The organism is Curtobacterium sp. SP.BCo (assembly GCF_051903265.1).
Lineage (GTDB): Bacteria > Actinomycetota > Actinomycetes > Actinomycetales > Microbacteriaceae > Curtobacterium.
The window spans coordinates 1,130,886-1,152,181 of sequence record NZ_CP194337.1; the positions used below are offsets into that span (position 1 = coordinate 1,130,886).

General features: G+C 73.4%; 19 protein-coding genes. 11 read left to right on the top strand and 8 right to left on the bottom strand.

From position 1 onward, the window contains the following. Nucleotides 1-22: 22 nt before the first annotated feature. Nucleotides 23-574 carry an orotate phosphoribosyltransferase gene (gene pyrE, locus ACRQ4B_RS05455; RefSeq protein ID WP_439693675.1) on the top strand — a complete coding sequence of 184 codons (552 nt, stop codon included), beginning with the start codon at nt 23-25 and terminating at the stop codon, nt 572-574. Then, on the top strand, nt 571-2,865 hold the full coding sequence (locus ACRQ4B_RS05460; RefSeq protein WP_439693676.1) for a hypothetical protein: 2,295 nt from the start codon (nt 571-573) through the stop codon (nt 2,863-2,865). The genes pyrE and ACRQ4B_RS05460 overlap by 4 nt, the downstream gene beginning before the upstream one ends. Before the next feature lie 65 nt (nt 2,866-2,930). Here ACRQ4B_RS05460 and ACRQ4B_RS05465 read toward each other — a convergent pair whose 3' ends face one another. After that, nucleotides 2,931-3,884, bottom strand: a complete 954-nt coding sequence (locus tag ACRQ4B_RS05465; protein ID WP_439693677.1) for an aldo/keto reductase — start codon at nt 3,882-3,884, stop codon at nt 2,931-2,933. Between the two features lie 94 nt (nt 3,885-3,978). Between ACRQ4B_RS05465 and ACRQ4B_RS05470 the strand changes: the two genes are divergently transcribed. Beyond that, on the top strand, nt 3,979-4,623 hold the full coding sequence (locus ACRQ4B_RS05470) for a HEAT repeat domain-containing protein (RefSeq protein WP_439693678.1): 645 nt from the start codon (nt 3,979-3,981) through the stop codon (nt 4,621-4,623). 319 nt (nt 4,624-4,942) lie between these two features. Continuing rightward, nucleotides 4,943-6,235 carry a sodium:proton exchanger gene (locus ACRQ4B_RS05475; RefSeq protein WP_439693679.1) on the top strand — a complete coding sequence of 431 codons (1,293 nt, stop codon included), beginning with the start codon at nt 4,943-4,945 and terminating at the stop codon, nt 6,233-6,235. 514 nt (nt 6,236-6,749) lie between these two features. Here the strand turns inward: ACRQ4B_RS05475 and ACRQ4B_RS05480 are convergent. Continuing rightward, nucleotides 6,750-7,439: a metal-dependent transcriptional regulator gene (locus tag ACRQ4B_RS05480; RefSeq protein ID WP_439693680.1), complete on the bottom strand. Its 690-nt coding sequence runs from the start codon at nt 7,437-7,439 to the stop codon at nt 6,750-6,752. Between the two features lie 22 nt (nt 7,440-7,461). On the opposite strand from ACRQ4B_RS05480, the gene ACRQ4B_RS05485 reads away from it, so the two are divergent. The 3 genes from ACRQ4B_RS05485 (at nt 7,462) to ACRQ4B_RS05495 (ending at nt 11,234) form a co-directional block, all read left to right on the top strand. Further along, nucleotides 7,462-8,349, top strand: a complete 888-nt coding sequence (locus ACRQ4B_RS05485) for a lysostaphin resistance A-like protein (RefSeq protein ID WP_439693681.1) — start codon at nt 7,462-7,464, stop codon at nt 8,347-8,349. 150 nt (nt 8,350-8,499) lie between these two features. After that, complete coding sequence (locus tag ACRQ4B_RS05490) at nt 8,500-10,290, top strand: phosphatase PAP2 family protein (protein ID WP_439693682.1); 1,791 nt, start codon at nt 8,500-8,502, stop codon at nt 10,288-10,290. Nucleotides 10,291-10,352: 62 nt separating this feature from the next. Beyond that, on the top strand, nt 10,353-11,234 hold the full coding sequence (locus tag ACRQ4B_RS05495) for a L,D-transpeptidase (RefSeq protein ID WP_439693683.1): 882 nt from the start codon (nt 10,353-10,355) through the stop codon (nt 11,232-11,234). Between the two features lie 82 nt (nt 11,235-11,316). On the opposite strand, the gene ACRQ4B_RS05500 is transcribed toward ACRQ4B_RS05495, so the two are convergent. Together ACRQ4B_RS05500 and ACRQ4B_RS05505 are read right to left on the bottom strand one after the other, a co-directional pair. Beyond that, nucleotides 11,317-12,093 carry a methyltransferase domain-containing protein gene (locus tag ACRQ4B_RS05500; RefSeq protein WP_439693684.1) on the bottom strand — a complete coding sequence of 259 codons (777 nt, stop codon included), beginning with the start codon at nt 12,091-12,093 and terminating at the stop codon, nt 11,317-11,319. Between the two features lie 2 nt (nt 12,094-12,095). Beyond that, nucleotides 12,096-12,893: an HAD-IIA family hydrolase gene (locus tag ACRQ4B_RS05505; protein ID WP_144756338.1), complete on the bottom strand. Its 798-nt coding sequence runs from the start codon at nt 12,891-12,893 to the stop codon at nt 12,096-12,098. 177 nt (nt 12,894-13,070) lie between these two features. On the opposite strand from ACRQ4B_RS05505, the gene ACRQ4B_RS05510 reads away from it, so the two are divergent. Continuing rightward, a complete protein-coding gene (locus ACRQ4B_RS05510; RefSeq protein ID WP_439693685.1) occupies nt 13,071-13,748 on the top strand; it encodes a TetR/AcrR family transcriptional regulator in 678 nt (225 codons plus the stop codon). Between the two features lie 188 nt (nt 13,749-13,936). After that, nucleotides 13,937-14,602 carry a TrmH family RNA methyltransferase gene (locus ACRQ4B_RS05515; RefSeq protein ID WP_439693686.1) on the top strand — a complete coding sequence of 222 codons (666 nt, stop codon included), beginning with the start codon at nt 13,937-13,939 and terminating at the stop codon, nt 14,600-14,602. A 56-nt stretch (nt 14,603-14,658) separates the two neighbouring features. Here the strand turns inward: ACRQ4B_RS05515 and ACRQ4B_RS05520 are convergent, their stop codons facing one another. Then, nucleotides 14,659-15,657, bottom strand: a complete 999-nt coding sequence (locus ACRQ4B_RS05520; protein WP_439693687.1) for a LacI family DNA-binding transcriptional regulator — start codon at nt 15,655-15,657, stop codon at nt 14,659-14,661. 444 nt (nt 15,658-16,101) lie between these two features. Between ACRQ4B_RS05520 and ACRQ4B_RS05525 the strand changes: the two genes are divergently transcribed. Further along, a complete protein-coding gene (locus tag ACRQ4B_RS05525) occupies nt 16,102-16,830 on the top strand; it encodes an endonuclease domain-containing protein (protein WP_439693688.1) in 729 nt (242 codons plus the stop codon). A gap of 51 nt (nt 16,831-16,881) precedes the next feature. Continuing rightward, nucleotides 16,882-17,685, top strand: coding sequence for an NAD-dependent epimerase/dehydratase family protein (locus tag ACRQ4B_RS05530; protein WP_439693689.1), 804 nt, complete (start codon nt 16,882-16,884; stop codon nt 17,683-17,685). Nucleotides 17,686-17,788: 103 nt separating this feature from the next. Here the strand turns inward: ACRQ4B_RS05530 and ACRQ4B_RS05535 are convergent, their stop codons facing one another. The 3 genes from ACRQ4B_RS05535 to ACRQ4B_RS05545 are packed head-to-tail and all read right to left on the bottom strand — an operon-like array spanning nt 17,789 to nt 21,218. Continuing rightward, complete coding sequence (locus ACRQ4B_RS05535) at nt 17,789-19,858, bottom strand: YhgE/Pip family protein (RefSeq protein ID WP_439693690.1); 2,070 nt, start codon at nt 19,856-19,858, stop codon at nt 17,789-17,791. Then, the gene (locus tag ACRQ4B_RS05540) at nt 19,855-20,571 is read right to left on the bottom strand and encodes a hypothetical protein (protein WP_439693691.1); all 717 of its coding nucleotides are present in this window, start codon (nt 20,569-20,571) and stop codon (nt 19,855-19,857) included. The genes ACRQ4B_RS05535 and ACRQ4B_RS05540 overlap by 4 nt, the downstream gene beginning before the upstream one ends. Continuing rightward, nucleotides 20,568-21,218 carry a TetR/AcrR family transcriptional regulator gene (locus ACRQ4B_RS05545; protein WP_439693692.1) on the bottom strand — a complete coding sequence of 217 codons (651 nt, stop codon included), beginning with the start codon at nt 21,216-21,218 and terminating at the stop codon, nt 20,568-20,570. The genes ACRQ4B_RS05540 and ACRQ4B_RS05545 overlap by 4 nt, the downstream gene beginning before the upstream one ends. Nucleotides 21,219-21,296 lie beyond the last annotated feature (78 nt).

The window sequence follows — 21,296 nt, forward strand, 5'->3', positions numbered from 1 at the left end:
CGACCGGCTACCCTTGTGGGCTGTGACCGACGCGCGCGACCAGCTCATCCAGTTCATCACGGACGAAGCGGTGTTCCACGGAGACTTCACCCTCACCAGCGGGAAGAAGGCGACGTACTACATCGACCTCCGCAAGGTGAGCCTGGACCACCGGGTCGCACCGCTCATCGGACAGGTGATGACCGACCTCGTCGCGCAGGTCCCGGACGTCGCGGCCGTCGGTGGCCTCACCATGGGCGCCGACCCGATCGCCAGCGCCGTGCTGCACCAGGCCGCCGCCCGTGGCCTGGCGTACGACGCGTTCGTCGTGCGCAAGGAGCCGAAGGACCACGGGCGCGGCAAGCAGGTCGAGGGTCCGGACCTGCGGGGCAAGCGCGTCGTCGTGCTCGAGGACACCTCCACGACCGGCGGTTCGCCGCTCAAGGCCGCCGAGGCGCTCGAGCGCGAGGGCGCGATCATCGCCGCCGTGGCCGTCGTCGTCGACCGCGACACCGGCGCCAAGGAGAAGATCGAGGCCGCCGGCTACCCCTACTTCAGCGCGATCGGGCTGGCTGATCTGGGGCTGAGCGCGTGACCGGGGAGCGTCCGGAGGACGCGCACGAGCCCGACCAGACCGCCGGTCCCGCAGACGGGGACGACGGACTGGAGGCACGGCGCGAGTCCGCCCCGGACGCTCCGTTCCACGGTCTCCGCAGCGCCGCGGACATCTTCGGTGCTCCCCGGAGCGAGGACGAGTGGCCCTCCCGCCGTGAGCGTCGCGAGGCCGAGAAGGCCGCGCGGGCGACCGGTGCGCCGCTCCCCGAACCGTTCGAGCCGGCCGAGCCCGTGGCGTCCGTGCCGACGGCACCGTCCGCAGACGACGACGGTGCCACCCAGGCGATCTCGATGCCGGAGCAGCTCGAGGCTCCCTCGGTGAACCCGCAGGCGAGCGCCGAGTTCGAACGCTCGACCCTGGGCGACCGCATCCCGCCGGCCGCCCCGGTCCCCCCGACCTCGACGGCACCGCACCCGTCGTCCATCACCCTGCCGACCGCGCAGGCACACCGCGACGAACGCGCCGCCGAGCACCGCGCGATCGAGGAGGAACGTCGCCGACTCGACCCGTTCGGGCAGGGCCGCAGCGACGTCGACTGGCTCGGTCGTGCCACCGGATCGCACCCGACCCCGACCGGACCCGTCGCTGCGCAGCCCGTCGGTGTCGAGAACGTCCTGCCCACCACGCAGGAGCCGCCGAGCTTCACCGAACTGCTCCGCATCGCCGACGCGGACGCCGCCGCGCAGGGCACCGACGGGCACGAGCGTCCGTTCGACTGGGCGATCCGGGACGACGAGGCCGGCGAGGTCCCGGCGACGCTGACCACCGACGCGTTCGACACGACGGCGCTCGCGGGCGGGTCGTGGACCCTCGCGGACGAGTCCGACGACGACGTGGTGTCCGGGGAGCTCGAGACTCCGGTGAGCGGTACCCCCGTCGTGCCGGCGGCCGTGGTGCCGCCCGCCGTGCCGGCTGGTGCGGTGCCGGCGCCCGCCGTCCCGCCGGCGGTGCCGCCCGCCGTCCCGCCGGCGGTGCCAGCTCCGACCGTCGCGTTCGACCCGGCGCCCGCCGAGTCGGCGCCCGCCGAGTCCGAGCGGGTCGCGTCCGATCGCGTCGACACCGAGCAGGTCGAGTCCCTGCACGTCGACGACGTGACGCCCGCGGCCGGGGCCGAGCCGCGCCTCCAGGACGGCGACCGACCCGACCCCGCGGACGCCGCGACGACCGCGCTGCCCGTCGCCGGGACGCCCTGGTGGGCCGAGCCGGAGGCGACCGTGCCCCCGACCGCCGCGCCGCCGCTCGTCGAGACGGTCGCCGCCGCGGACGACCAGGCGTACCCGGCACACCTGCCGCCGGCCGTCGGGCAGGACCTCGACGCCGTGCTCGGCATCCGGGGCCACGATCCCATCGACGACGAGCCCGCGCCGCTCGCCGCCGCGGCACCCGACGACCTCGACCAGTCCGAGTGGGACGGCCGCGAGACGAGCGACACGAGCGCGATCAAGGACCTCTTCGGCACCGAGGCCGTCGGTCAGCTCGGCGGCACCGGGTACGACCCCACCGACAACAGCACCCGGATGATGCCGGCCGTCGCCGGGCCGCCCGCGCACGCCCCGGCTCCGGGACGCACGCCCGTCGCACCGGCAGCCCCGGCTGCAGCGGGCGGCGGAGGCGACCGGGACAACTTCATCAACGAGGGCTTCGCGCGGCTCCGGAACGAGGGGCAGCGCGGGAAGCGCCTGCTCATCTGGGGCTCGATCGCGCTCATCGTCGTGCTGCTCGTCGCGGTGTTCCTGCTGACCAAGTGGATCCTCGGCAACACCATCGACGAGCAGGCACCCGCGCCGACGTCGACGTCCGCCGCCTCGGCCCAGGCGTCCTCGTCGCCCTCCGCCGAGCCGTCGACGCCCGCGCCGAGCTCCGACACCCTGCAGACGCTCCAGTTCGCGACGACCCCGGCCGCTCCGGGGGAGCACAGCTGGACCGAGCTCGCGGGCGGGGAGTGCCTGTCCCCCTTCACCAACGCGTGGGCGCAGACGTTCACCGTGGTCGACTGCTCGTCGCCGCACATCGCGCAGCTGACCGCACGCCTGCCGGTGTCGGCGAACCAGTGGCCCGGGCCCGACGCGCTCGCCTCACAGGCCGCATCGCAGTGCCAGACCTCCGAGGCGTTGAACACCGCCGCCGCTGCCGCCTACGGGGACGTCCAGGTGCAGGGGTCGTACGCACCGGACCAGGCGACGTGGGACCAGGGCGACACGTTCATCTCGTGCTTCGTGACCCGGTCGTCGGGGGAGTCACTGACGGGGTCGGTGGCACCGGGGGCGTAGGCGGCCGAGTCGAAACGACGAATCCGACGTCGTCCGACATCGGATTCGTCGTCCCGGGTCCGCAGTCACGCCGCGGTGGGCACCTTCGACGACACGTCGGAGAGCGTCTGCAGCTCGTCGGCCGTGAGCTCGAGCTCCGCGGACGCGAGCAGCGCCGGCAGCTGGTCGGTGTTCCGCGCGCTGGCGATCGGCGCGACGACGTCCGGCTGGGCCTGCAGCCACGCGAGGGCGACGGTCGCGAGCTCGGCGCCGTGCGCGTCCGCGATGCCGGCGAGCGCGTTCACGACCGCGAGTCCCGCATCGGTGAAGTAGCCGGAGACCTGTCCCTCGCGGTCCTTCCCCGCGAAGTCGTCCTTCGTGCGGTACTTCCCCGTCAGGAACCCCGCAGCGAGCGAGAAGTACGGGACGACGCCGAGGCCCTCGGTAGCGGCGAGCGGGGCGATGTCCGACTCGTACGGCTCCCGCGTCACGAGGTTGTAGTGCGGCTGGATCGCGACCGGCAGCGCGAGGTCGTTGTCCTTCGCGATCCGGATCCACTCCTCGGCGCGGGCGCGGGAGTAGTTCGAGATCGCGGTGTACCGGACGAGCCCCTCGCGGACGAGCTGGTCGAACGCCCGCACGGTCTCCTCGAGCGGCGTCTCCTCGTCGTCGAAGTGCGCGTAGTACAGGTCGATGCGGTCGGTGCCGAGGCGCTCGAGGCTGGCGCGGGCAGCGGCGGCGACGGTGTCCGCTCCGAGCCCGGAGAACTGCGGGTGCTGCGAGACCTTCGTGGCGATCACGACGTCGTCGCGCTTGCCGGACTTCGCGAACCACGAGCCGATCACGCGCTCGGACTCGCCGCCCTCGTTCCCGGGCGCCCACGCGGAGTAGACGTCCGCCGTGTCGACGAAGTCGCCGCCGGCCGCGGTGTACGCGTCGAGCACCTGGTGGGAGGTCTGCTCGTCGGCGGTCCAGCCGAAGACGTTGCCGCCGAGGGCGAGCGGGAACACGGTGAGGTCGCTGGTTCCGATGCGGGGCATGAGGGTCCTTTCGTGTGCTGGTGGAGTGGTCCCGTCCACGCTATGCCGGACGTCGAGTCCGCTCCCAGGTGTGCAGGGTCTGCTGGGGCAGATCATGTCGACGCTCACCTCGTCCCTCAGCGACCCTCGCCCGACCGTCCGGCTCCGCGCGGTGATGGAGGCCGGCACGGTGCCGGACCCGTCCGACCTCGACGTCCTCGTGGAGCAGTGCGCCGTCGAGCCCGACCTGCAGGTCCGGGAGATGCTCACCTGGGCGTTGGTGCGACTCCCCGCCGGTCTCGTCGTCCCGCGGCTGCTCGAGCAGCTCGCACGCCCGGAGCCGCAGGCGCGGAGCCAGGCGCTGCACACCCTGTCGAAGATCGGTGACCGCTCGACGTACGACGCCGTCGCCGAACTCCTCGGCGACGTCGACCGCGGTGTCGTCCGCACCGCGTGGCGGGCCTCCGTCCGACTCGTCCCCGATGCCGGACGACCGGCGCTGGCCCGACGCCTCGCCCGTGACCTGGGACAGGAGGACCGAGAGGCCCGGTTGGCGTTGAGTCGCGCACTCGTCGGCCTCGGCGACGAGGCCCTCGGCCCCGTGCTGGACGCCGCGGAGGGGCGGCGCGACGAGTCCGTCCGCTCGCACGTCGCCGAGGTGCGGCGCCTCCTGCAGGACCCGGACGCTGCCGCGGGACTGGCGCTCGAGCGTGCCCGACGCGAGGTCGCCCTCGGCCGCACGCGCTCCGCATCGGGCTGATCGCCGCCGCGACGGACTGGAGGCGCGGGGCGGGGCCGCACCGCGCCTCCAGGCCGGTACGGGGCGGGTCGGGGAACACCCGGATTCGGGCTGACGAACAGGGCCGATCGGCTTGCGCATGCGGATCGGAGCGCGCCACAGTGGGTGTCGAAGGGGAGTAGCTCCCAGCGCGTGCATCGACACACTGGCCATCACGACGATCGGCCCGGTGCACCACCTCGACCACGAGGCGAGCGAGACCTTCGGCCGTTCCGCCATGGCCGAAGCCGCTCGAGTGTGTGCAGCGTCATGGCTCGACCACTCGAACTCGAGGACCACCATGACGAACACCATGTCCCCCGCGGCTGCGCCCGCCGTCGCCGCGCCCCGGATGGGCGCGAGCGCCTGGGGTCGCATCGCGATCTGCATCGCCATCGCCCTGCCCGCCGTGGTCTTCCGGATCGGCGGCTTCGCCCCGAACCCCGTCGTCGACCTGCTCGTGTTCGGCGGGGCCGTCGTCGCCGCGTCGTTCCTGCTCGCCTGGGCCGCCGAGGCCGCGCAGAAGGACATCGCCGGAGCCCTCGCGATCGCGATCCTGGCGCTGATCGCCGTGCTCCCCGAGTACGCGGTCGACCTGTACTACGCGTTCCGCTCCGGGTACGACCCGTCCTACGAGCAGTTCGCCGCCGCCAACATGACCGGGTCGAACCGGCTGCTGCTCGGGTTCGGGTGGCCCCTCGTGGTGATCATCTCGCTGCTCGTCGCGCGGCGGTTCGTCCGGACCGGGGCGCTCCCGGAGTCGGCCACGAAGGTGCTCGAGTTGTCGCGGTCCTCGCGGCTGGACATCGGCTTCCTCGCGCTCCTCGCGATCGTCGCGTTCCTCATCCCGCTGATGGGCTCGATCCCGATGTGGTTCGGGTTCGTGCTGCTCGCCGCGTTCGTCTGGTACCTCTGGCGTGCGTCGAAGGTCGCGGACGGGGACGACGAGGACGAGGAGATCGTCGGGATGGCGGGCAACATCGCCTCGATGCCGCAGCGGGCCCGGCGGTGGACGATCGCGGCGCTGTTCGTGGTGGCAGCCGCGGTGATCCTGTCCTCGGCGGAGCCGTTCGCCGACGCCCTCGTGCAGTCCGGCAGCGCACTCGGCATCGACAGCTACTTCCTCGTGCAGTGGCTCGCCCCGCTCGCCACCGAGGCGCCCGAGTTCATCGTCGCCGCGCTCTTCGCCCTGCGGGGGATGGGCGGCGCGGCGATCGGGACGCTCATCGCCTCGAAGGTGAACCAGTGGTCGCTGCTCGTCGGCTCGCTGCCGATCGCGCACGTCCTCGGCGGCGGGACCACGGGCGGGCTGCCGCTCGACGGCCGGCAGATCGAGGAGTTCATGCTCACCGCGTCGCAGACCGTGCTCGGCGTGGCGATCATCATCGCGCTGCGGTTCCACCGGTGGTCGGCGATCGCGCTCGCGGCCCTGTTCGCCGTGCAGTTCTTCGTGACGGACACGAACGGGCGGTGGGTGTTGAGCATCGTGCACCTCGTCGCGGCCCTGGTCGTGCTCTGGGTGAACCGGCGGGACGTCCTGCCGACGCTCGCGGCGCCGTTCCGGCGGCCGTCGTCGCCCGCGCTGCGCGACTGACGCGGGCGCGCGGCGTGCGCGGGGCGCGACTGACGCGGGCGCGCGGCGTGCGCGCGGCGCGGGCGCGTTGGTCGCAGGAAGTGTCGCGCTGCGGGCGCGCTGACGGCATGTCGCGCGACCGGGCCGGACGTGAGCGGCACGTCGTGCGACCAGCGCACGCGCCGGGGACGCGCGGACGGGAGGCGCGGGGCGGGCTGGCACCGTGCCTCCCGGCCGGTGGGCGGGTGCGTTTCGGGCGCTGAGATCGCACTCTGGGTGGTCCGTGGGGTGCGCGTCCCGTCGTTCGTGCGATCTCGGCGCACGCCGGGCGCACGCCGGGCGCACGCCGGGCGCGTGCCGCGCGCTGCACGGGCCGGGAGGAGCGGGGCGGGCTGGCACCGCGCCTCCCGTCCGGCCGATGGGCGCGTTCCGGGCGCCGAGATCGCACTCCGGGTGGCTTGTGGCGCGCGCGTCCCGTCGTTTGTGCGATCTCGGCGCACGATCGGCGGAACGCGGGCGCCGCGCGCCGCGCGAGTCAGTCTGCGTCGGGGGCGAGCCAGATCGCGGAGGCCGCGGCCGCCGGCAGGTCGACGAGGGACTCCTCGCCCGACGGACCCCGGCGCGACACCGCGATCACGCCCGCGTAGTCCCGCACCTGCTCCACCCGCAGGTGCGTCCCGAGTCCGACCCCGAGCTCGTCGAAGTACCGCAGCAACGAGGGGTCGTCGTCGGAGACCCGGTCGACGGTGCCGCACGCTCCCGGTTCGATCGTGCCGAGCAGCGCGCCCGGTGAGTCCGGGACCGTGCCGTCCGCGCGCGGGATCGGGTCGCCGTGCGGGTCGTGCGTGGGGCGTCCGAGGTCGGCGTCGACCCGTTCGAGGAACCGTTCCGACACCGCGTGCTCGAGGGCCTCGGCCTCGGTGTGGACCTCGTCCCACGAGTAGCCGAGCCGCTGCACGAGGAACGTCTCGATGAGCCGGTGCCGCCGGACCATGGCCACGGCGACCTGCTGCCCGAGCGGGGTGAGCACGACGCCGTAGTACGGGGTGTGCTCGATGAGGCCGTCGCGGTCGAGCTTCCGGAGGTTGCCCGACACCGTCGACGCCGAGACCTTGAGCGCCGCCGCGATGTCCCGCGTCGCGAGCCCTGCTCCGCCGCGCTCGCTCGCCTTCCAGACGAGCTTCACGTAGTCCTCCGCCATCGTGGACAGGGAGGGCAGGCGCATGCCCCAATGGTACAAACAGCAGGTGACCACAGCAGCCCCCGCTCGTCGACGCCGTTGGCCCGTCCCGCCGTCGCTGCTCGTCGGTCTCGCGCCGCTGGTCGTCTTCGCGGCCGTCAGTGCGTGGCGCGCCCGCCCGAGCGACGACTACCCGACGCTCGGGCAGACCGTCGACAGCGTCGTCCGGTCGCTCGTCGTCCCGGAGGGCATCGCCGCCCTCGCGCTCTGCGTGGTGGTCACGGGTCTCGGGTGGTGGCGGATCGCCACAGTGGACCCGACCCGCGCGGGGCTGCGGTGGACGTGGCTCGCGCCCGCGCTCATCCTGGCGGTCTGCGTGCTGCGGCTCCCGCTGGTCGACTGGTCCGCACTGCCCGTCCGGTACTTCCTCCTGCTCGCCGTGGGCGTGCTGTTCGTCGGGGTGTTCGAGGAGCTGATGACCCGCGGCGTGCTGCTCGTGGGCCTGCGGCGGCGGTTGCCCGAGTTCGGCGTGTGGATCCTGTCGTGCGTGCTGTTCGGCCTGCTGCACCTGCTCAACGCCCTCGCCGGTGCGACCCTCGGTGCCACGCTGGTGCAGGTCGTGTTCGCGGCGTCGTTCGGCTCGACGCTGTACGTCGCCCGACGGCTCACCGGGAACCTGGTCCTGCCGGTGCTGGTGCACGCGTTCTGGGACTTCGGGTCGATCGGGCTCTCGGCGACCAACGACCTGCAGGACCCGTCGCGGCTCGTGCTGGTCGGCACGCTCGGGCTGTTCTCGTTCGTCGTGCTGGCGTTCGGCATCGTCGCGGGCGGGGTGATCGCCTGGCGGGACGACCGGCCGCGCCGCCTGCGGCGACGGTGGCGGACGGTGCCGCCCATGGCGGCGGTCGCGGTGTCGGACACCGAACTGCGCCGCTCCCCGCTCGGCACGGCCTGAGCGCCGCCGGCGTGGGCGCCGTCGGCCTCGTGGTGACCCGGGTCGGCCTGGAGGCGCGGGGCTGCGAAGGCACACAGCCTGCGGCCCGGTTCACCTCGGCTTGGTGCACCGTTCCCCGCTCGGCAACCGCTCGTCCTTAGCGTTCGGCGCATGCACAGATCAGCACTCCGCGGGGTGACCGTCGCCGCGGTCGCCGCCGCGCTCGTCGTCGGCTCACCCCTCGCCGCCACCGCGGCGGGGTACCCGAGCGACTCCGCCAAGCCCGACCTCGTCTCCCTGCTGAACGGGTACGACCACTACTGGACGTCGAGCGGGACGAACGACCTGCACGGCACGGTCGTCGACGCTGCCACGCTGGCGAAGAACGACCAGCTCACGTCCTGGATCAACCAGCACGCCACGAAGGCGCAGCAGCTGAAGGCACTGCAGGACTCCGAGTACCAGAACGCCACGAACACCGCCTACGACCAGTCGATGACGGTGTCGCAGGGGCTCGGGCCGGCGCTCGAGAAGATCTACGTCGACGGTCGGAACGCCGGGAAGCTGCCGCTGACCTCGGCGCTGGTGAACTCCTCGACCGGCACGAGCGGCGCCTACGTCAGCACGGGGACGGCGAAGGCACACTACAGCTACCCGCGTCCCTACCTGCCGGCGACCGCCACGGCGACACTGCCCGCCGGTGACGACCAGACCGGCTGCGCGCCGGCGAAGGTGAACGCCTCGTCGCTCGCCGCGAACCGTGCGGGCAAGGCCTGGGCATCGGCCGACGGCACCCTCGACATCACCCGCGTGCCGGTCGCCACGGACACGTCGCACGAGTTCTCCCCGAACGACGTCGTGCTCGACCCCGGGTACGGCACGTCCGGGATCTGCACCGGCGGCTCCTTCCCGAGCGGGCACACCACCACGGCGTACCAGGCGGGCATCACCCTCGCCACGCTCGTCCCCGAGCTGGCGCCGGAGCTGCTGGCCCGCGCCTCCGAAGCCGGCAACGACCGCATCGTCCTCGGCGTGCACTACCCGCTCGACATCATGGGCGGACGCATCGACGGCGAGGCCGCGCTCGCGGCCCGCTGGTCGGACACGCAGTACCGCACCGAGGTGCTCGAGCCGGCCCGGAAGGAGCTCGTCTCCTACCTCGAGCAGCAGTGCGGTGACACGCTCGCGAACTGCATCGCGCACGCGAAGGCGTACTCGGACGACCCGTACGGCGGCGCGGCGATCCCGGGCGGCACCGCCCAGGTCGTCACCGACCGCGCGTCGGCCGTGGCGGTGTACCGCGAGCGGATGACCTACGGCTTCGCGGCGACCGGCACGACCGGCCTCGCCCCCTCGGTCCCGACCGGGGCGTCGAACCTGCTGCTCACGGCGTTCCCGACCCTGACCGACGCCCAGCGCACCGCGGTGCTCGCGCAGACCGAGATCGCGTCGGGCGCCCCGCTCGACCAGAGCGGTACGTCGGCCGGTTCGTGGGAGCGCCTCGACCTCGCCGCCGCGACGAGTGCCACGGTCGCCGTCTCCGCCGACGGCACCGCGAAGGTCCTCGCCACCGGCGGTACCGCCCGGGTCGTGACCGGCGTCCTCACCGCACCGTCCGGCACGTCGGTCGCCGCGGGCGGCTCGCTGGCCCTGGCCGGCACGGGCTTCACGCCGGGTGCCTCGCTGCGGGTCGTCCTGCACTCCGACCCGGTCACGGTGGGCTCGCTCGCCGTCGCCGCGGACGGCACCGTGTCCGGCGACGTGACGATCCCGGCCGGGACCGCCACCGGGGCGCACACCCTCGACGTCGTCGACGCCTCGGGTTCCTCGGTGCTGGTGTCGCCGCTCGCGATCACCGTGACGCCGGCCGCGGCCGGCGGCGGCGCCGGCGCCGGCGGTGGGACGGGTACCGGTGTGGTCGACCCCGGCACCGGCGTCCACCTGCCGGTCGTCTCCGGCTGATCCACTCCACCCCGACCGGTCGGCGCACGCGCGCCGACCGGTCTCCCGTCCCGGAAGCCCCCATGCGCAAGTACACCCTCTGGACCACGGCGGTCGCCGGCGCGGTCGTCCTCGCCGGGGCCGTCGCCGTCCCGTTCGTCGTCGGCTCGCCCTCGGCCGTCTCGGCGGCTCGGACGACAGCGCCGTCCGCCACGTCCTCCGCCTCGCCGGCGCCCGCCGTGCCGCACGTCGACGCCGCCGCGCTCGCCGCACTGCCGGAGGCGCAGTACTCGGCCGTCATCGGCGGTCTGATGCCGTTCGACCGGACGATCACCTCGGACACCGTGTTCCGGCTCCGCGCCGATGCACCCCTGTTCGGCGCGGCACGGACGACCCCGGTCGCGCGGTTCGCCGCCACCGACTTCCTCCGGCAGCCCACGACGGTGGTCGGACTCCGCCGTGACGGGGACTGGGAGCTCGTGCTCACCCCGGCGCGGCAGCAGCTGCCCTCGGCCGCCGGGGGATCGGCGGCGGCGCAGACCTCGGCGTGGGTGCCGGTGTCGTCGCTCCGGGAGGTCGCGACCCCGACCACCCGCGTGGTGATCTCCACGACGGACCAGACCGTGTCGATCGTCGCCGCCGACGGCGCGAGCGGATCTCCCGCGCAACGCTTCCGGGCCGGGGTCGGCACGGCGGACACCCCGACGCCGACCGGGGTCACCGGCTACCTGGAGCAGCGCTACGTCGATCCCGCGCAGGGGACCGGCGAGCACCCCATCCAGCTGACCTCCCTGCACTCGAGCGCGGCCGACGAACCGTACGGCGGGCACGACGGCGGGTTGATCGGCCTGCACTGGAACGCGACGACCTCGGGGGCGGTGTCGCACGGGTGCGTGCGGCTCGACGCCGAGGCGGTGGCGGCGATCAACGCCCTCCCGCTCGGCACCCTGGTGACGGTGGAGTGATCGTCCCGGCGGTCGGGGAACCACCTGACCGCGGACGCGTCCGGTCGAGCGCGACCCGGGACGGAGCGGTCAGGGACAGCGCTCAGGGCTTGCGGCCGACGGCGAAGACCCGGCGGAACGGGTACACCGTGCCGTGCGCCCCCGCCGGGTACGCCTCGCGCAGAGCCGTGGCGTAGCGGGACTCGTACGCCGCGGTCAACCCGCCCGAGGGGTCGGCCGCGTCGAGTGCCTGCAGCGCCGGCCGGAGTCCGGTGCCGCGCACCCACGCGAGCACGGGGTCCGCACCGGGGAGGAGTTGCGCGTACGTGGTCTCCCACGCGCGGGCCTCCAGGCCAGCGTCGAGCATGATCCCGAGGTACCCCGCCGGGTCGAGCACCGGGTCCTCGCGGAGCACCCCGTCGAGCGCGGACGCCCACGGCCCCTCCGCGGCGACGGACCGCATGAGCGCGTGCGACGGCGACCCGAAGTTGCCCGGGACCTGCATCGCGAACCACGATCCGGACGGCATCGCGTCGAGCCACGCGGGCAGCAGGGACACGTGCGAGGGGACCCACTGCAGCGCGGCGTTCGTCACGACGACGTCGTCCGTCGGGCCGGGCGTCCAGTCCTCGATCGACCCCAGCTCGAACGACAACCCCGGACCGGTCGGGGGCGACGCCAACATCTCGGCGGAGGAGTCGATCCCGACCACCGACGCGGTGGGCCACCGTGCTGCCAACGTGGCGGTGAGGGTCCCGGGGCCGCAGCCGAGGTCGACGACGCGACGTGGTGCCTCCAGGCCGACCTGCGCCACCAGCTCGTGGAACGGACGCGACCGCTCGTCACCGAAGGCCGCGTAGCGGGCCGGGTCCCAGCGCACGGCTACATCTCGACTTCGATGGGCTCCGTGCGGACGAGCTCGTGCACGCCGGAGATGACCTCGCTCGGACGGAACGGGTAGCGGTCGATCTCGGCCTGGTCGCTGATGCCGGTCATCACGAGGACGGTGTGCAACCCGGCCTCGATCCCGGCCTGCACGTCGGTGTCCATCCGGTCGCCGATCATGCCGGTGTTCTCGGAGTGCGCGCCGATCCGGTTCATCGCCGAGCGGAACATCATCGGGTTCGGCTTGCCGACCACGTACGGCTGCTTGCCGGTGGCCTTCTCGATCATCGCGGCGATCGCGCCCGTGGCGGGCAGGACGCCCTCGGCGCTCGGCCCGGTGGCGTCCGGGTTCGTGACGATGAACCGGGCGCCGTCGCGGATGAGCCGGACGGCCTTCGTGATCGCCTCGAACGAGTAGTTCCGGGTCTCACCGACGACGACGTAGTCGGGGGCGGTCTCGGTCATGATGAAGCCGGCCTCGTGCAGGGCGGTGGTCATGCCGGCCTCGCCGATGACGAACGCGGAGCCGCCCGGCATCTGCGACTTGCAGAAGTCGGCGGTGGCCAGTGCCGAGGTCCAGATGCGGTCCTCGGGCACGTCGATGCCGGACCAGCGGAGCCGGGCGCTCAGGTCGCGCGGCGTGAAGATCGAGTTGTTCGTGAGCACCAGGAACTCGGTGCCCTCGTCGAGCCACTGCTGGATGAGCTCCGGCGCTCCGGGGAGCGCCTGGTTCTCGTGCACGAGCACGCCGTCCATGTCGGTCAGCCAGCACTCGACCTCGTCGCGGGTTGCCATGGGCCTCACCCTACTGGGCGCCGGTTGCGGCCCGGCTCGGGGCCGGCTGCGAGGGGGCCGGGAGGAACGGATCGGCTCTTGCGCGCCGCTCCCGGACCCGAGATGGTCGAGACACCGAACGCCGGTCGGCTTTGCCCTAGGCTTTTCGGGACACGTACCGAATCAAGGAGACCCGAAGTGCTCGTCGAACCCGGAACCCCGACCGTCCCACCCCGGCCCGCCGCGGCGCCGGAGCAGGCCGAGGTGACCCCGCGACGACGGCGTGGTCGACCCAACGTGCTCAGCCGCGAGCAGGTGATCGACGCCGCGACGGCCATCGCGAACGAGGACGGCCTCGACCGGCTGTCCTTCCGTGCCCTCGGCGTCCGGCTCGGCGTCGCGCCGATGACCGTGCACCGGACGATCGGCGGCCTCGACGACCTGCACGCCGAACTCGTGCGGCGCACCGTCGACGAGTTCACGGCGACCTTCGTCTGGCCGTCGGAGTGGCACGACGTCGTCCGGGTCTTCGCGAGGACGTTCCGCGACCTGATGCGCACCCACCCGCTCGTCCTCGAGTCGCACAGCCAGCGGGCCCCGCTCGCCTCGACCGAGTCCGACGCCGTGGTCGCGAAGGTCGTCGGGGCGCTCCGGTCCGCCGGGCTCGGGGACACCGAGGCGATGTACGCCTTCTTCGTCGTGTACGACTTCGTGGTCGGGCACGCCGGGGTGCAGGTCGGCCGGGGTGACTCCGACGCTGGGCGTCCGGAGCGGCACGCGCTCGTCGGCGAGATCCTGGGCGAGCACTCGTACGACGCTCGCTTCGACCTCGGGCTCGACATCCTCATCGCCGGCATCGAGGCGCGGGCGCGCTGAGCGCCCGGCCGCGAGCACGAGCCCGGGCACGAGCCCGGGCCCGGGCACGAGCACGAGTACGAGTACGAGTGCAGTGTGCGAGGTGCCGTGCGGGGTGCGAGGCTCACGGCCCCGCACACTGCGCGGGACCTCGCACGGTGCGAGGGTGCCGGACGGAGCGCGGGGCGGGCGCGCCGTACGCTGGGGAGGTGACCCAGCGCCTCCCGTCCGACCCCGGCGACGCGGCGGCGCCGCAGCCCACGCACGAGGCGACCACCCACGGGGTGGGGCCGCACCCGGATCCGTGGCCGGACGACCCGCGGCTGGACCCGGAGCTCCTGGCCGCCGGGGACACCCGGAACGTCGTCGACCGCTACCGGTACTGGTCGATGGACGCCATCGTCGCCGAGCTCGACACCCGTCGGCACGCGTTCGACGTGGCGATCGAAAACTGGCAGCACGACCTCAACATCGGGTCGATCGTCCGCAGTGCCAACGCGTTCCTCGCGGGCACCGTGCACGTCATCGGACGGCGGCGCTGGAACAAGCGGGGCGCGATGGTCACCGACCGGTACCAGCACGTGCGGTACCACCCGGACGTCGCGGCGTTCCTCGCGGCGATGGCCGACGAGGGCCGTCCGGTCATCGCGATCGACAACACCCCGGGCGCCGAGCGCATCGAGACGGCGGCGATCCCGGAACGCTGCGTGTTCCTGTTCGGGCAGGAGGGCCCCGGGCTCACCGACGAGGCGGTCGCCGGAGCGGACGGGCACCTCGAGATCACGCAGTTCGGGTCGACGCGGAGCATCAACGCCTCCGCCGCGGCGGCGATCGTGATGCACAGCTGGGTCGTCCAGCACGCCGGACTTCCCTGAGGGTCGGGGCTGGCGCCGGAGCCGGCCGGGTCGTCGGGGTCCGGCGCCGCTGCGCGTCAGCGTGCGGCGGTCGTCCGACGGGCGACCAGTCGGGGCTCGACGAGCACCTCGGTCGCCGCGAGCGTCGGGTCGGCGATCCGGGCGAGCAGCCGCTCGCCGGCGCCGCGTCCGATCTCCACGCTCCGGTCGTCGATGCTGGTCAACCCGACGTAGCGCGTCGCCGCGAGCGGGGTGTCGTCGTACCCGATGACCGAGACGTCCTCGGGGACCCGCAGCCCCCGTTCGGCGAGCCCGGACATGGCTCCGAGGGCCATCACGTCGTTCGCCGCGAAGACGGCGGTCACCTCGGGGTGCGCGTCGAGCAGCTGCGCCACCGCTCGCGAGCCCGCCTCCTCGGTGGGTTCGCCGGGGAGCACGACCGTCGCGACGTCCGCTGCACCGCCCACGGCGGCGGCGAAGCCCGTGCGGCGCTGGTCGGACGCGGCCGACGAGGCACCGATGAAACCGAGCCGCACGTGCCCGAGTCCGAGCAGGTGCTCCGCCGCCATGCCACCACCCGCGTGGTCGTCGTTCGCGACGGTGTCGGCACGGGGGATCGAGACGCGGCCGCCGGCGATCACGAGCGGCGTCGACGCGGGGACGGCCAGGTCGGTGTCGGGTTCCCCGGCGATGACCAGCCCCTCGACGCGCATCGACAGGAAGCCCTCGACGGGGGAGACGTCGAGTCCGGTGTTGAGGAACCGGTCAGCGACGACGAGCCGGTGCCCCTGGTCCTGCAGTGATTCGCGGAGGCCGGTCAGCAGGTCGACGAACCACTGGTTCCGGAAGTCGTCGAGCACGACGCCGATCGTCCGGGAGCGCGTGCCGGCGAGCGACACCGCGGCGGTGCTCGGGCGGTAGTCGAGCTCCTGGATCGCCTTGAGCACGGCCTCGCGCCGCTGCTGGCTCACCCGTGGGGAGCGCTGCAGCACGAGCGAGACGAGGGACTTCGAGACCCCGGCGCGCGCGGCGACGTCGTAGATGGTCGCGGGTTTGCCGGCTCCCATGATCTGCATCGACCTCCGTGGTTCTCGCGTCGATCGTATCGGGCGCGCAGGCGGGCGGGGTCGGGCGCGTGGTCGGGCGGGGTGGGCGCGCGGCGGGCGCGCGGCGGGCGCGCGGTCGGGCTTCGTGAGCAGAAATGGTCGGGTGCGTCGGCGCGGCCCGACGATTTCTGCTCACGATCCGCTCGTGGTCACTCCTCCACACGGGAGGCGCGGCGTGGGTTGTGCACAGAAACGCACGCGGGCGCGTGGGCGGCGGGTGCGGGGCGCGAGTGTGTCGGCATGCACCCACGCCCACTGCCGCCAACACTCCGGAACCGCGCCTTCGACGTCCATGCTTCCGACCGAGCGAGGGTGTCGCGGGAGCGGCTCCGGCGTCGTGACCTCGTCCGACCCACCCGTTCGATCCGGTGGCAACGTGACCGACCTCCCGACGCCGTCCGACGGATCCGGGCGTTGCGGCCGATTCTGCTGCCCGGGCAGTTCGTCAGCCACGTGTCCGCCGCGGTGCTGTGGGGACTCCCGGTCCCCGTCGGCGACGGGGACGCGGCCCCGGTGCACATCACCAGTGTCATCCCGAGCGCACAACCGCGTCGTACGGGCGTGATCGGGCACCGCATCGCCCCGGACCGGGTGTCCGTGACCGAGCGGTGGGGCGTCCCCGCCAGCACTCTCGCCGCGCTCTGGATCGACTGCGGTGCGCTGTTGACCGTCGACCAGCTCGTGGTCCTGGGGGACGCCGTCGTCTCCGAACACCGGTGCCGGACAACGATCGACGACCTCCGCCGTGCGCTCGTCCGTGCCGGAGCGCGAGCCGGGGTCCGGAGGCTGCGCGCTGCCCTCGAACTCGTCCGGGTCGGCGCCGGCTCCCCGCAGGAGACACGGGCGCGGCTCGCGATCGTGCGGGCCGGCCTGCCGGAACCCGAGCTCCAGGTGGAGATCCACGACGACGCCGGGTGGTTCGTCGCCCGCGTCGACATGGCCTACCCGCGGCAGCGCATCGTGATCGAGTACGAGGGCGACCACCACCGGACGGACGCCGAGCAGTGGGCATCGGACCTCCGCCGCCACCGCGAGGTCGAACGGCTCGGCTGGGCCCTCGTCCGGTGGTCCCGATCCGACCTCGGTCGGCACCGCTCCGGCGCGCTCGACCACCTGCGGTCGCTGCTCGAACGGCGGGCGTAGGGGCGGCGGTCCCCGCGGCGCTGCTCGAACGCCCGGCGTAGCGTCCGCGGCATGGCGACGCTGCTCATCACCGGAGCCGCGGGACGCATCGGGAGCGCACTCCGCCCTCGACTGCTGTCCGCGGGACACGACCTCGTCCTGCTCGACGAGCGGACACCGTCCGATCCGGTCGCGCCCGGCGAGCGCTTCGTCCCGGGCTCCGTGAACGACGTCGGCGCCCTGGACGACGCACTCATCGGCGCCGACACCGTCGTGCACCTCGCCGGGATCCCGACCGAGGCGCCCTGGGACGACCTCGTCGCCGCGAACCTCACCGGCACGAAGAACGTGCTCGAGCGGGCGGCCGGGGCCGGGGTGCGCCGGGTCCTCCAGGCGAGCTCGATCCACGCGGTCGGTCTCGTGCCGGAGCCGCTCGACGAACCCGGTACCGTCCCCGGCGACCGCCTGCCCCGACCCGACACGTACTACGGCGTGACCAAGGCCGGGATGGAGCTGCTCGGCAGCTTGTTCGCCGACCGTTCCGGCATGTCGATCGTGTCGGCGCGGATCGGCGCCTTCGGCGAGCGACCGAGCTCACGCCGGGCCCTGCTGATGTGGACCTCGCCGGACGACCTGCTGCGCCTGGTGCTGGCGACGATCGACCTCCGGAAGCCCGGGCACCACGTCGTCTGGGCGCTGTCGCGGAACACCGGGTCGCCTGCGGACCTCGCCGCCGGGGAGCGGATCGGCTTCCGTCCGCTCGACGACGCGTCCACGGTGCTCGATCCCGGTGCGCGTGCGGCCCTGCCCGCCGAGGACCTCCGGTACCTCGGGGGCGGGATGGCCGATCTGCCCCTCGGGCGCAGCACTTCGTGAGCAGAAATGGTCGGGTTCCCTGAGGTGACCCGACCATTTCTGCTCACGAAGCGCCCGCAGCGCCCGCGGCGCCCGCGGCGCCCGCGGCGCCCGCGGCGCCCGCCTACCCGATGAGGCTCGGGCGCAGGTCGCGCAGCGTCCGCGAGCGCGTCTGCCGCGCCGTGACGACGAAGGCGACCAGCAGCGCGCCGAGCAGCCAGCACGCGAGCACGCCCGCGTCGGACCACGCCGTGCCGAGGTTCCCGCCGTACATCGTCTGCCGGATCGCGTCCACCGAGTACGTCATCGGCAGTGCGAAGTGCAACGCCGCCAACGGCCCCGGCAGTGTCTGCCACGGGAACGTCCCGCCGGCGGTGACGAGCTGCACGAGCATCAGCACCAGGCCGAGGAACTGCCCCACCGATCCGAGCAGCACGTTGAGCGCCATGATGATCGCCGCGAACGTGGCCGATGCCAGCACCATGATCCCGATCGTGGCCCCGGCGTGCACGACGTGCAGGTCGAGGGCGAACCGCACGATGAAGAACAGCGCGACCATCTGCACGAGGCCGAGCAGCACCGGGGTGAGCCACCCGCCGAGGACGACCTGCAGGGGCTTCCGCACCGCGGTGATCGCCCGCTTCGAGATCGGCTTGAGGATGAGGAACAGCGCGTACATGCCGATCCAGGCCGCGAGCGAGATGAAGAACGGCGCGAGGCCGGCTCCGTAGTTCGACGCCGATGCGACGTCGTCCGTCCCGACCTTCACCGGGTCGGAGATCACCGAGGCCTGGTCCTCCCGCTGGGAGGCGTCCGACGCCGGGATCTTCGTGCGGCCTTCGTCGAGCTTCGCGGCGAGCTCGGACGATCCGTCGCGCAGCGAGGTCAGCCCGGACGCGAGCGACTTCGCGCCCTGGTCGGCCGAGGCCGCTCCGGATGCGAGCGAGGCTGCGCCGGAGGACAGCGTCGGTGCGGCTGCGGCGAGCTGCGACGTGCCCGAGGCCACCTGCGACGAGCCGGTGGCCAGCTGCGATGCTCCGTCGGCGGCGGACGAGATCCCGGAGCTCAGCTTCGGCGCTTCGGCGGAGAGCTGTGCTGCACCCGCCGAGACCTGCTGCGATGCGGCGTTCAGCTTGTCCACCTTCGCCTGGGCATCGGCCAGGGTGGCCTTCGTCTGCGCCCCGAGGGCGTTCGCCCCGGCGACGGCCTGCTTGATCCCGTCCTGCTGCTCCTTCGAGAGCTCGACGCCTTCCGGCAGGTTCGCTTGCAGCTCGGCGATCAGCGCTTGCGCGTCGACGGGCTGCACCTTCCCGGCGTCCTCGTTCGCGCCGTCGACCAGGTCGGCGATCTGCTGGTTGCCACCGGCCACCTGCTGCGCGCCGTACGCGAGCTTCGCCGCCTGGGCCGGCAGCGAAGCGGTCTGCTGCTTCGCGTCCTGCAGCCCCGACGACAGCGTCGCCGCCCCGGACGCGACCTGCTGAGCACCCTGGTCGAGCGCAGCGGTCTGCGACGGCAGCGCGGCCGTTCCGTCCGCGAGCTGCTCAGCCCCGGACGACAGCCTGCCGGTGCCGTCCGCGAGCGTGGCCGCACCGGACGCCGCCGTGGTCGCTCCCGATGCGAGCTTCCCGGCCCCGTCGACCGCGTCGCCGAGGCTGTCCCGGACGTCGGCGAGCCCGACGAGCAGGGTCTTCGCCGCCTGCTTGCCGACTCGCTCGGCCACGGCCGTGCGCATCGTCTTGCCGGCCTGCTCCGCGATGGTCGACGCCAGGTACGAGTTCGTGTCCGCCGTCGTCATCACGAGCTTCGCCCGCTTCGGGTCGTCGGACTGCGCCGACACCAGGGACTCGGAGAAGTCGTGCGGGATGGTCACCACGAAGTCGTAGGTGCCGTTCCGGACGCCGGAGCGCGCATCCGCCGCGGTGGTCTTCGTCCACTTGAAGTCGGCGCCGTCGATGGCCTCCTTCGTGACGTCCTTGCCGTAGTCGACGTGGTCGCCGTCGAGGGTTGCGCCGGCGTCCTGGTCCACGATCGCCGCGGGCACCTGGTCGAGCTTGGCGTACGGGTCGCGGTTGGCCCAGAGGTAGGCGCCGCCGTAGAGCAGCGGCACGACCATGAGCGCGATGAACGCGAGTCGTGCGAGCGGGGTCGCGGTGAGTCGCGCCAGTTCGGCGCGGACGAGCGAGGTGGTGGTCACGCGGTCGCCTCCGTGGGCAGGTGGTCGGTCTCGGACGGGAGGCGCGGGTCGTCTCCGTCGGGTCGGGCCACGTCCTCGGGGTCCTCGGTCTGGGTGGTGTCGAGCGGCTCGACGGTGTCGAGCAGCGCCTCGACGGTCGCGGCTGCGGCCTTGGAGGTCACGAGCGCGACGGACACGCCGCGGCGGGCGATGTCGCGGACGACCGCGAACCAGCCCTCGACGGCGCCGCCGTGCCGCTCGGGCGAGGTGATCACGAGCCCGGTCACGCCGTCCCGCAGCAGGGCGAGTTCGGCGAGCAAGCGGACGCGGACGTCGGTCGGGACCCGCTGCACGTGCGTGTCGGCGTAGGCCCGCAGCCCGAGTTCGTCGAGCACGGTGTCGACGTGCTCGCGGGAGGGCCGCCGTCCGGCGAACGCCAGTTCCTCGCGCACGACGCGCGTGACGCTCATCACCGGGAAGGGCTCGGCGACCCCGGGGGTGTCAACGAGCGCGAACGCCCTCCGGACGGCTGCGGCGTCCTCGTGTCCGTCGAGCAGCAGGCGCCCGGTCTCGGGCTGCATCCGCCCGCCGGCGACGAGGGAGGCGAGCACCGGAGCCTGTTCGGTCTCGACGGCGATCACCCCGGGACGCCCGGGCGCCGCGACGGCGGAGACGACGGGCAGTGCCGCGCCGGGCTCCTCGCCGATGCCGACGTGGTCGAGTTCGAGGGTCATGCGTGGTCCTTCGTGGAGGTGGTGGGGACGACCGGCTCGGAGAGCATCGCGGTACGCCAGTCGATGCCGGCCATCCCGAGTGCCGACAGCACGACCATGCGCCGGCCGTCCTCGTCACTCGTCCCGGACCGGGTGGCTTCGTCGAGGACGGCGATGCACGCGCCCTCGACCAGGCGTCCGAGGGTGGCGGGGTCGACGTCGTCGCGCATCGCGCCGTCCGCGATGCCGAGGGCGCAGGCGTCCCGGACCTGGGTGCGGAGGGGAGCGAACACCGTGGCGACGGACTCGCTGAACGGGCTGCGGATCGCCACCCGGGCCATCGAGCGGACGTGCGAGACCTCGGCCCAGAGCGTCACGGCGATGGCGGCGAGCCGTGCTGCCGGCGGCAGGACGGTGAGGTCGGAGGTGGTCGGCATCGCGGCGGCGATCCGGGCGGCACCGGCGGTGACGACCTCGCGCACGAGGTCGTCCCGCGACGGGAAGTGTCCGTAGACCGCACGCCGCGAGAGCCCGGCGGCGGACGCGATGGTCTCGAGCGACGCGTCCGGATCGCCCTGCAGGACGGTCTTCGCGGCCTCGATCAGGGCTGCCCGGTTCTCCGTCGCGTCACGGCGGGGCGCGCGTCCGGGCTGGTCAGGAGTGCTCACGGACCCATCGTAATAACATGCACACAGGTGTGCAAGTTATCAGGTCGGATACCCCCGAATGAGGGACGTCCCCCAAAG

What these genes read in the sequence shown, in the direction of transcription:
- ACRQ4B_RS05490 (WP_439693682.1), top strand. Translation starts at nt 8,500, where the DNA reads ATGCACAGATCAGCACTCCGCGGGGTGACCGTCGCCGCGGTCGCCGCC.
- ACRQ4B_RS05495 (WP_439693683.1), top strand. Translation starts at nt 10,353, where the DNA reads ATGCGCAAGTACACCCTCTGGACCACGGCGGTCGCCGGCGCGGTCGTC.
- ACRQ4B_RS05505 (WP_144756338.1), bottom strand. Translation starts at nt 12,893, where the DNA reads ATGGCAACCCGCGACGAGGTCGAGTGCTGGCTGACCGACATGGACGGC.
- ACRQ4B_RS05540 (WP_439693691.1), bottom strand. Translation starts at nt 20,571, where the DNA reads ATGACCCTCGAACTCGACCACGTCGGCATCGGCGAGGAGCCCGGCGCG.
- ACRQ4B_RS05470 (WP_439693678.1), top strand. Translation starts at nt 3,979, where the DNA reads ATGTCGACGCTCACCTCGTCCCTCAGCGACCCTCGCCCGACCGTCCGG.
- ACRQ4B_RS05475 (WP_439693679.1), top strand. Translation starts at nt 4,943, where the DNA reads ATGACGAACACCATGTCCCCCGCGGCTGCGCCCGCCGTCGCCGCGCCC.
- ACRQ4B_RS05520 (WP_439693687.1), bottom strand. Translation starts at nt 15,657, where the DNA reads ATGCAGATCATGGGAGCCGGCAAACCCGCGACCATCTACGACGTCGCC.
- ACRQ4B_RS05530 (WP_439693689.1), top strand. Translation starts at nt 16,882, where the DNA reads ATGGCGACGCTGCTCATCACCGGAGCCGCGGGACGCATCGGGAGCGCA.
- ACRQ4B_RS05465 (WP_439693677.1), bottom strand. Translation starts at nt 3,884, where the DNA reads ATGCCCCGCATCGGAACCAGCGACCTCACCGTGTTCCCGCTCGCCCTC.
- ACRQ4B_RS05480 (WP_439693680.1), bottom strand. Translation starts at nt 7,439, where the DNA reads ATGCGCCTGCCCTCCCTGTCCACGATGGCGGAGGACTACGTGAAGCTC.